A 10,602-nucleotide genomic window follows, 5' to 3' on the forward strand; every position below is an offset into this window, starting at 1 on the left:
TGGGACGGGCTCAGGAGATCCCGAATTCCTTTCCGATGAACTCGAAGACTTCGTCGTCGGTCGCCGACTCGAGGTCGGGCGAGCCGGCCCCGTCGTCGAGCCGGCCGACCGGGGAACTGGCCTTGGCCAGCAGCTCGTACATGCGGGCGGTGAACCGGGCCCGGGCGGCGTCGTCGAGCGGCACCGCCGACAGCAGGCCCTCGAGCGCGTCGAGCTCGGTGAAGACCGGCTGGGTGGAGGGGGCGGCGTCGGTGACGAGCTCCGAGCCGAGCCGCTCGGCCAGGGCGGCCGGGGTCGGGTAGTCGAAGACGAGCGTCGCCGGCAGCCGCAGCCCGGAGATGGCGTTGAGCCGGTTGCGCAGGTCGACCGCGGTCAGTGAGTCGAAGCCGAGGTCGGTGAAGAGCCGGTCGGGGTCGATGGCGTCGGCCGAGGCGTGGCCGAGCACGGCCGCGATGTGGGTGCGCACGACGTCGAGCACGACCCGGCCGCGGTCGGCCTCGGGCACGCCGGCGAGGCGCTGGCCCAGGGTCGGGCCGCCGGTGACGGCGCCGCCGTCGGCGCTGCGGCGCAGGCCGGTACGGACCAGCCCGCGCAGGATGGGCGCGAGGGCGCCCGCCTCGGCCTGGGCCCGCAGCGAGGCCTGGTCCAGGCGCAGCGGCAGGACCGTCGCGGCGTCCAGGGCGATCGCCGCGTCGAAGAGCTCCAGCGCCTGTTCGGTGCTGAGCGTGGTGGCGCCCTGGTCGGCCATGCGGCGCCGGTCGGCGTCGTCCAGGTGGCCGGTCATGCCGCTGGCCTGCGCCCACAGCCCCCAGCCGAGCGAGAGGGCGGGCCGGCCGGTGCCGCGGCGGTGGGCGGCCAGCGCGTCGAGGTAGGCGTTGGCGGCGGCGTAGTTGGCCTGGCCGGCGCTGCCGAACGTGGCGGCCGCGGAGGAGAACAGGACGAACGCGGCCAGGTCCTCGCCCGCGGTCAGCTCGTGCAGGTTCCAGGCCGCGTCGATCTTGGGCCGGGTGACCGCGTCGAGCCGGTCGGGCGTGAGCGCGGTGAACACGCCGTCGTCGAGCACGCCGGCGGCGTGGACGACCGCGGTCAGCGGCCGGTCGGCGGGGACGGCGGCCAGCAGCGCCGCCAGGGCGTCCCGGTCGGCGGCGTCGCAGGCGACGACGTCGGCGCTCGCGCCCAGCTCGGCCAGCTCGGCCACGAGCGCGCCGGAGCCTTCGGCGGCCGGGCCGCTGCGGCTGGCCAGGATCAGGTGGCGGACGCCGTGGGCGGCCGCGAGGTGGCGGGCCAGGATGCGGCCCAGGGTGCCGGTGCCGCCGGTGATGAGGACGGTGCCGGCCGGGTCGATCGACCGCTCGGTGCGCTCGGCGTTGGCGGGCACGCGGCCGAGCCGGGGCACGAGCACCTGCCCGCCGCGGATCGCCAGCTGCGGCTCGCCGCTGTGGACGGCGGCCGCGAGCGCCTCGCCCGGCTCGTCGACGTCGACGAGCTGGAATCGGCCGGGGTGCTCGGACATCGCCGCGCGGACCAGGCCCCAGATCGGCGCCGCGGCCAGGTGCGGCGGGGCGTCGCCGGCCGCGACGGCCCCGCGGGTCACGACGACGAGCCGGGCGTCGGCCCGCCGATCGTCGCCGAGCCAGGCCTGCATCTGCCCGAGCACGTCGTGGGTCGTGGTGCCCGCGATCAGGACCACGTCGGGCGTCTCGGCGTCGATGTCGGGCAGGATGCGCGCGCCGGCCGCCTCCATCGCGGCGCAGAGCGCCAGGTCGTCGTCGCCGCGCACCACCCAGCCCGCGGTGCCGGGCACGGGGCCGGCGGGCACGGCGAGGGGGGTCCAGTCGACGTGGTACAGGGAGTCGTTGCGGGCCGAGGCGGCGCCGATGGCGTCGGCGTTCACGGGCCGCATGATGAGGGACTCGACGGTGACGACCGGCGCGCCGGTGGGGTCGGCGACCTCGAACCGGACGCCGGCCTCGCCCGCGGCGGCGAGCCGGACGCGCAGGGCGCCGGCGCCGCGGGCGTGCAGCGTCACGCCGGTCCACGCGAACGGCAGGCGGGGCAGGGTGGGGTCGCCGCCGTCGCCCATCCGGCCGAGGAAGCCGCCGATCGGCATGGCCTGCAGGGCGCCGTCGAGCAGCGCGGGGTGCACGCCGAAGGGGTCGGCCTGGCCGCGGTACTCCACCGGCAGCGCGACCTCCGCGAACACCTCGTCGCCGCGGGTCCAGGCGGCCTTGAGGCCGCGGAAGGCGGGACCGTAGCCGAAGACGGTGGACTCGACGCCGGCGTAGAAGTCGTCGGTCTCGACCGCGGTGGCGCCCGCGGGCGGCCAGACGCTCAGGTCGAACGCGCCGGCGGCGGGCCCGGACGCGGCCGGCGCGAGCACGCCGGTGGCGTGGCACGTCCAGTCCCCACCCAGAAGCCCTTGGCCTGCCGGGGTCTGTTCCGCGGCGCCGTCGTGCGGCCGGGAGTGCAGCTGCATCGTGCGCCGGCCGTCGCCGTCGGGCGAGCCGACCGCGAGCTGCACGGCGAGCGCCCCCTGCTCCGGCACGACGAGCGGGGCGAGCAGCGTCAGCTCGTCGACGCGCGGGCAGCCGACCTGCTGGGCGGCGTGGTTGGCGAGCTCGACGAACCCGGTGCCGGGCATCAGGATCGTGCCCATCACGCGGTGCTCGGCGAGCCACGGGTGGGTGCGCACCGAGAGCCGGCCGGTGAACAGCACCCGGTCGTCGTCGGGGTACGTGACCGCGGCGCCGAGCAGCGGGTGGCCGGCGTCGAGCAGGCCGGCCGAGCCGACGTCGTGGATCGGGTTCGGCTGCGGGTCGAGCCAGAAGCGCTGGCGCTGGAAGGCGTACGTCGGCAGGTCGGCCGGGGCCGCCGGGGCGAGCACGGCGGTGTAGTCGACGGGCAGGCCGATGCAGTGCGCGTGCGCGAGGTTGGTGAGCAGCCGGGTCGCGTGGTCGGCGTCGCGGCGCAGGGTGTCGAGGATGTGGGCGTCCTCGGCGATCTGCGCGAGCGCCATGGTGAGCACCGGGTGCGCGGAGACCTCGACGAACGTGCGGTGCCCGGACTCGAGCGCGGTCCGCACCGCGGCCTCGAACTCGACCCGCTGGCGCAGGTTGTCCATCCAGTACTCGGCCGACATCGTCGCCCCGGCGACCGTCGAGATCATGGCCGTGTGCCCGGGCTGGATCGTGATCCCGGCCAGATCCGCGAGCACCTGCTCGCGAACCTGCTCCACGCTCGGGTGGTGCGAGGCGTAGTCAACGGAGATGAGCCTCGCCCGCTCCACCCGCGACACCAGATCCTCGACCGCGCCCACCGGCCCCGCCACGACGACCGTCCGGGGACCGTTGACGGCCGCAATGACCACGCCCTCGGGCAGCAGCGGCGTGACCTCGCCGGCCGACAGCGGAATCGAGGCCATCGTGCCGGTGCCCTTCAGGTCTTTCAGCGCCCGCGCCCGCACCGCGACGACCCTTGCGGCGTCGTCCAGCGACAGGATCCCGGCGACGTGGGCGGCGACGATCTCGCCCTGCGAGTGGCCGATGACCGCGTGCGGCTTCACACCCGCGCGCTCCCAAACCCGGGCCAGGGCCACGCCGACGGCGAACAGCACCGGCTGCACGACCTCGACCCGATCCAGCCAACCCGTGTCATCACCCGTCAGCAGACCCGCGATGTCCACGTCCAGCCACGGCGCGAGCGCCAGCTGGCACTCCACGATGGCATCCGCGAACACCGGGCACGAGGAGAACAGCCCCGCCGCCATGCCCGCCGACTGGCTGCCCTGGCCCGGGAACACCCACACCACCCGGCCGCCCTGGCCCGCCACGCCCGTGATCGCCAGGTCGTTCAGGCTCGCGACGAGCTCCTCGGTGGTCCGCCCCACGGCGGCCGCCCGGTGCTCGAACACCGCCCGGGTCGTCGCGAGGGACCACGCGATCTGCTCGGCGGGCGCGGTGCGGGCGACGGCCGCGAGCCGGGCCGCCTGCTCCGCGACCGCCGCCGCCGACCGGCCCGAGATCGGCCAGACCACCGCGCCCCCCACGAGTCCGGTGGCGGGAGGCGGCTCGGGGGCATCCGACGGCTCGGGCTGCTCGAGGATGACGTGGGCGTTGGTGCCGCTGATCCCGAACGACGACACGGCCGCCCGCCGCGGGCGATCCACGGACGGCCAGTCCTGGTTCTCCGTGAGCAGCGAGACCGCGCCGGCGGTCCAGTCGACGTGCGGGGTCGGCTCGTCCACGTGCAGGGTCTTCGGCAGGACGCCGTGGCGCATCGCCATGATCATCTTGATCACGCCGGCGACGCCCGCGGCCGCCTGGGTGTGCGCGATGTTGGACTTGATCGAGCCGAGCCACAGCGGACGCTCGCGCTCCTGACCGTACGTCGCCAGCAGCGCCTGCGCCTCGATCGGATCGCCGAGCGTCGTGCCGGTGCCGTGCGCCTCGACCGCGTCCACCTCGGACGGGTTCAGCGCCGCGTTGGCGAGGGCCTGGCGGATGACGCGCTGTTGCGAGGGGCCGTTCGGGGCCGTGAGACCGTTCGAGGCGCCGTCCTGGTTGACCGCGCTGCCGCGGACGACGGCGAGGATCGGGTGGCCGTTGCGCCGGGCGTCGGCAAGGCGCTCGACCAGGAGCACGCCGACGCCCTCGCCCCAGCCGGTGCCGTCCGCGCCGGCGGCGAAGGACTTGCAGCGGCCGTCGGTCGCGAGGCCGCGCTGGCGGGAGAACTCGACGAACGCGGCGGGCGTGGCCATCACCATCACGCCGCCGGCCAGCGCGAGGTCGCATTCGCCGAGGCGCAGCGAGTGGCAGGCCCAGTGCAGGGCGACGAGGGAGGAGGAGCAGGCGGTGTCCATCGACACCGAGGGGCCCTCCAGGCCCAGGACGTACGACAGGCGCCCCGAAACGACGCTGGACGTGATGCCGGTGAGGCCGTAGCCCTCGGCGCCGGCCGGTGCGTTGCCCAGCAGCGTGCCGTAGTCCTGCCCGCTGGTGCCCATGAACACGCCGGTCGGGCTGCCGCGCAGCCCGTGCGGGTCGAGGCCGGCCCGCTCCAGCGCCTCCCAGGACGTCTCCAGCAGCAGCCGCTGCTGCGGGTCCATCGCGACCGCCTCGCGGGGGCTGATGCCGAAGAAGTCGGCGTCGAACTCGCCGACGCCGCCGAGGAAGCCGCCGGCCTGGGCGTAGAACGTGCCGGGCTGGTCCGGGTCGGGGCTGTAGAGCGACTCGAGGTCCCAGCCGCGATCGCCGGGCAGCTCGACGACGGCGTCGACGCCGTCGAGGACGAGCCGCCAGAGCTCTTCCGGGCTGCGGACGCCGCCGGGGTAGCGGCACGCCATGCCGACCACCGCGATCGCGTCGTCGCCGGTGTTCGCGGCCGCCACGACGGCGGGCCGGACCGGCTGGACGGTGCCGGCGATCTGGGCCGAGAGGTGCTCGGCGAGGTCGAGCGTGGTCGGGTAGTCGAAGATGAGCGTCGCCGGCAGCCGCAGGCCGACCGCCGAGCCCATCCGGTTGCGCATCTCGACCGCGGTGAGCGAGTCGAAGCCGAGCTCGCTGAACGCCTTGCGGGCCTCGATCGCGGCCACGTCGGCGTAGCCGAGGACCGCGGCGGCCTGCGACCGGACGAGCTCCACGAGGGCGCCGCGCCGCTCGGCCTCCCCCAGCGCCGCGAGCTGCTCGCCGAGCGACGGGCCGGCCGCGATGTCCGCGGCCGCGCGGACCTGGCCGCGGATGAGTCCCCGGTAGAGGGCCGGCACCGTGCCGCGCCCGATCTGCGCGCGCATGGCGGCCAGGTCGAGGCGGGCCGGGACCAGCGCCGGTCCCCCGGCGGCGTCGGCCGCGTCGAACAGCGCCAGCCCCTCCTCGGCCGTCATCGCGGTGACGCCGGAGCGGGAGATCCGGCTGAGGTGGACGTCGTCGAGCTCGGTGGTCATGCCGCTGCGGTCGGCCCACAGGCCCCAGGCCAGCGACAGCGCGGCCAGGCCCCGCTCGCGGCGGTAGTGCGCGAGGCCGTCGAGGAAGGCGTTCGCGGCCGAGTAGTTGCCCTGGCCGGGGCCGCCGGCGGTGGCGGCGAGCGAGGAGTACATGACGAACGCGGCCAGGCGGTGCCCGGCCGTCAGCTCGTGCAGGTGCCAGGCGGCGTCGGCCTTGGAGCGCAGGGTGCCCGCCATGCGGTCGGGGGTGAGCGAGGAGATGACGCCGTCGTCCCGGACGCCGGCCGCGTGGATGACGGCGGTCAGCGGGTGCTCGGCCGGGATGCTCGCCAGCAGCGCCGCCACGGCGTCGCGGTCGCTCGCGTCGCAGGCGACGACCTCGGCGGCCGCGCCCAGCTCCGCCAGCTCGGCGACGAGCTCGGCGCTGCCCTCGGCGGCCGGGCCGCGGCGGCTGGTGAGGATCAGGTGCCGGGCGCCGCGGGTGGTGACGAGGTGGCGGGCCATGAGCCGGCCCAGGGTGCCCGTCGCGCCGGTGATGAGGACGGTGCCCGCCGGGTCGAGCCCGGGGGCCGGGTGCTCGGCGGCGGGCACGCGGCCGAGCCGGGCGGCGAACACGGTGCCCTGGCGCACGGCCAGCTGCGGCTCGTCGGTGCCGAGGGCGGCGGGCAGCGCGGCGACGCTGGCCGGGTGCTCGTCGAGGTCGAGCGCGACGAAGCGGTCCGGGTTCTCCGACTGGGCCGAGCGGATGAGTCCGGCCACGGCCGCGCCGGCCAGGTCGGACACGCCCGGGTCGGCGGGTGTCGCGACCGCGCCGCGCGTGACCAGGGCGAGGCGGGTGTCGGCGAGCACGTCCTCGGCGAGCCACTCCTGCAGCAGGCGCAGGGCGTGGTTCGTGACGGCGGCGAGCGCCGCGGGGACGTCGGCGGGCTCGCCGGCCGCGGTGCAGGCGGCGAGGACCACGTCGGGGGCCGGGGTGCCCGCCCGGACGGCGGCGGCCAGGGCGGCCACGTCCTCGTAGCGGGGGGCGGCGACGGCGTCGAGCGTGTCGCCGAGGACCGCCCAGGCGCCGGAGCCGGTGCCGGGGGCGCCGGGGATCGGGGTCCAGTCGACGCGGTACAGCGAGTCGGTGTGCCCGGCGCCCGCGACCCGCAGCTGGTCGGCCGAGACCGGGCGCAGCACCAGCTCGTCGACGGCGGCGACCGGCGCACCGGTCACGTCGGCGACCGCGAGCCGGATGCTGTCCCGGCCGGTGGGCGTGACCCGGACCCGCAGCGCGGCGGCGCCGGCCGCGTGCAGGCTGACACCGTTCCAGGAGAAGGGCAGGCGGCCGTACCCGACCGGCGCGCCCGGGTTCTCCTCGGCGGGCGGCGGGTTGGTGAGGCCAAGCGTGTGCAGGGCGGCGTCGAGCAGGACCGGGTGCAGCTCGTAGTGGCGGGCCTCGGCGGCCGGGTCCTCGGGCAGGACCAGCTCGGCGAAGACGTCCTCGCCGCGGCGCCAGCCGGCCCGCAGCGCGTGGAAGGCGGGGCCGTAGTCGTAGCCCTGGGCGGCGAGGCCGCGGTACAGGTCGCCGGTGTCGACGGACTCGGCGCCGGCCGGGGGCCACTGCGCGAAGTCGGACCAGTTCGCGTCGCCGGTCGCCGCCGGTTCGAGCACGCCGCTGGCGTTGCGGGTCCAGATCGGCTCGTCGGCGGTGTCGTCGGTCAGCGAGTGCAGCGTCAGGGTGCGGCAGCCGGTGTCGTCGGGCGGGCCGATCCACAGCTGGATGTCGACCCCGCCGGTGGGCGGCAGGATGAGCGGGGCCTCGAGGGTCAGCTCGCGTACCCGCTCCGCGCCCACCTGGGCCCCGGCGCGGATGGCCATCTCGACGAAGCCGGTGCCGGGCAGCAGCACCGTGTCGAAGACGACGTGGTCGGCGACCCACGGGGTGTTCTGGCGCGACAGGCGCCCGGTGAACAGGACGGCGTCGGCCTGGGCGACGGAGACGACGGCGCCGAGCAGGGGGTGCTCGGCGGCGCGCAGGCCGATGGCGGCGGGCTCGCCACCCATGCCGCGGCCGGGGCGGGGCCAGTAGCGCTGGCGCTGGAACGCGTACGTGGGCAGGTCCACCCGGCGCGGCGCGGTGCCCTCGAAGACGGCGTCCCAGTCGACGGGGACCCCGTTGACGTAGAGCCCGGCGAGCGCGGCCAGCAGCGCGGCGGCCTCGTCGCGGTCGCGCCGCAGCGAGGCGACCACCACCGCGTCGTCGGACGGCAGGTGCGGCACCAGGATCGCGTCCGGCCCGACCTCGACGAAGGTGTCAACCCCGGCTTCGCGCATCGCAGCCACGTTGTCGGCGAACAACACCGTCCCACGAACGTGCCGCACCCAGTAGTCGGCGTCGAACTCGGCGATCAGCCCACCGGTGACGTTGGAGACGATGGGAATCTGCGGCGAGTTGAAGGTGACGCCTTCCAGGACCGCGCGGAACTCGTCCAGCATCGGGTCCATCAACGCGCTGTGGAACGCGTGCGAAACCCGCAACCGGCTCGTCCGGACCCCGGGGAACTCGGGCAGCAACTCCGCCGGACCCGACAACACCCACGAATTCGGCCCGTTGATCGCCGCCACCGAAACGCCCTCAGGCACATCCTCGACCGGAGCCCCGACCGCCAGCATCCCCCCGCCGGCCGGCAGCGCCTGCATCAACCGTGCCCGGGCTGCCACCACCTTGCAGGCGTCCTCCAGCGACCACACCCCGGCCACATACGCCGCGACCAGCTCACCGATCGAGTGCCCGCCGACGACCGCCGGCTGGAGACCCCAGGCCTTCAACTGCTCGTACAACGCGACTTCGATCGCGAACAACGCCGGCTGCGTGACCTCCGTCTCGTCGATCCGCTCATCCGGCAGCTCACCGAACTGCGCACACACCTCGGCGTACACCCGCTGGAACACCGGGAAGTCACGCAGCCCGGAACCCATGCCCGCCCGCTGCGCGCCCTGGCCCGAGAACAGCACGCCGACGCGGCGGCCGGGCGTCGCGACGCCGGACACCGCGCCGCTCAGGGTGCTCAGGCCAGCGGCGAGGGACTCGCGGTCGGCGGCCAGCACGACCGCGCGGTGCTCGAAGGCGGGGCGGGTCGCGACCGAGGACCAGCCGACGTCCAGCGCGGACGCGTCGCCGGGCAGCGACCCGGACCAGCGGGCGGCCTGCTCGGCGAGGGCGGCGGCGCTGCGGCCGGACACCACCACGGGCACGACCGGCAGGGTCGCCGTGGCCGCGGGCTGCTCCGCCGGGGCGTCCTCGGGGGCCTCTTCCAGGATCAGGTGGGCGTTGGTACCGCTGACCCCGAACGACGACACGGCGGCCCGGCGCGGGCGTCCGGCGCGCGGCCACTCCTGCGCGTCCGTCAGCAGCGACACCGATCCGGCGGTCCAGTCGACGTGCGGCGTGGGCTCGTCCACGTGCAGGGTCTTCGGCAGCACCCCGTGGCGCATCGCCATGACCATCTTGATGACCCCGGCAACACCCGCGGCGGCCTGCGTGTGCCCGATGTTCGACTTGATCGAGCCCAGCCACAGCGGGCGCTCGCGGTCCTGCCCGTAGGTGGCGAGGAGGGCCTGGGCCTCGATCGGGTCGCCGAGCGTGGTGCCGGTGCCGTGCGCCTCGACCGCGTCCACGTCGGCGCCCGCGAGGCCGCCGTTGGCGAGGGCCTGGCGGATCACGCGCTGCTGGGCGGGGCCGTTCGGGGCGCTCAGGCCGTTGGAGGCGCCGTCCTGGTTGACCGCGCTGCCGCGCACGACGGCGAGGATCGGGTGGCCGTTGCGCCGGGCGTCGGCGAGGCGCTCGACGAGGAGGACGCCGACGCCCTCGGACCAGCCGGTGCCGTCGGCCGCGGCGGCGAACGCCTTGCACCGGCCGTCGGCGGCGAGGCCCCGCTGGCGGGAGAACTCGACGAACGCGGCCGGCGTGCACATGACGGTGACGCCGCTGACGAGGGCGAGCCCGCACTCCTGCTGGCGCAGGGCCTGGGCGGCCAGGTGCAGGGCGACCAGCGACGAGGAGCAGGCGGTGTCGACGGTCACCGCGGGGCCCTCCAGGCCCAGGGTGTAGGCGATGCGGCCGGCCACGACGCTGCCGGCGTTGCCGGTCATGAGGTGGCCCTCGAGCCCTTCGGCGGCGCCCATGACGACGGCGCCGTAGTCCTGGCCGGTGCTGCCCGCGAAGACGCCGGTCTGGCTGCCCTGCAGCGACAGCGGGTCGATCCCGGCCCGTTCCAGGGCCTCCCAGGAGGCCTCGAGCAGCCACCGCTGCTGCGGGTCCATGGCGAGGGCCTCGCGCGGCGAGATCGAGAAGAACGCGGGGTCGAAGTCGGCCATGCCGTCGACGAAGCCGCCCTGGCGCGCGTAGGAGGTGCCGAGCGTGTCGGGGTCGGCGTCGTACAGCGACTCGAGGTTCCAGCCGCGGTCGGCCGGGAAGTCGCCGACCGCGTCGCGGCCGTCCGCGACCAGGTCCCACAGCTGCTCGGGCGAGGCGACGCCGCCGGGGAACCGGCAGCTCATCGCGATGATCGCGATCGGCTCCTGCCGGCCGGACTCGACCTCGCGCAGGCGCTGCCGGGCCTGGTGCAGGTCGGCGGTGACCCGCTTGAGGTACTCGAGGAGCTTCGCCTCGTCAGCCACGG

The 10,602-nt window shown here is 75.9% G+C and carries 1 protein-coding gene; it reads right to left on the reverse strand.

The window, feature by feature from the left end; translation table 11 throughout:
* Nucleotides 1–10: 10 nt before the first annotated feature.
* The gene (locus AC6JBM_RS18130; protein ID WP_497984758.1) at nucleotides 11–10,600 is read right to left on the reverse strand and encodes a type I polyketide synthase; all 10,590 of its coding nucleotides are present in this window, start codon (nucleotides 10,598–10,600) and stop codon (nucleotides 11–13) included.
* Nucleotides 10,601–10,602 lie beyond the last annotated feature (2 nt).

The organism is Dactylosporangium thailandense (assembly GCF_059739745.1).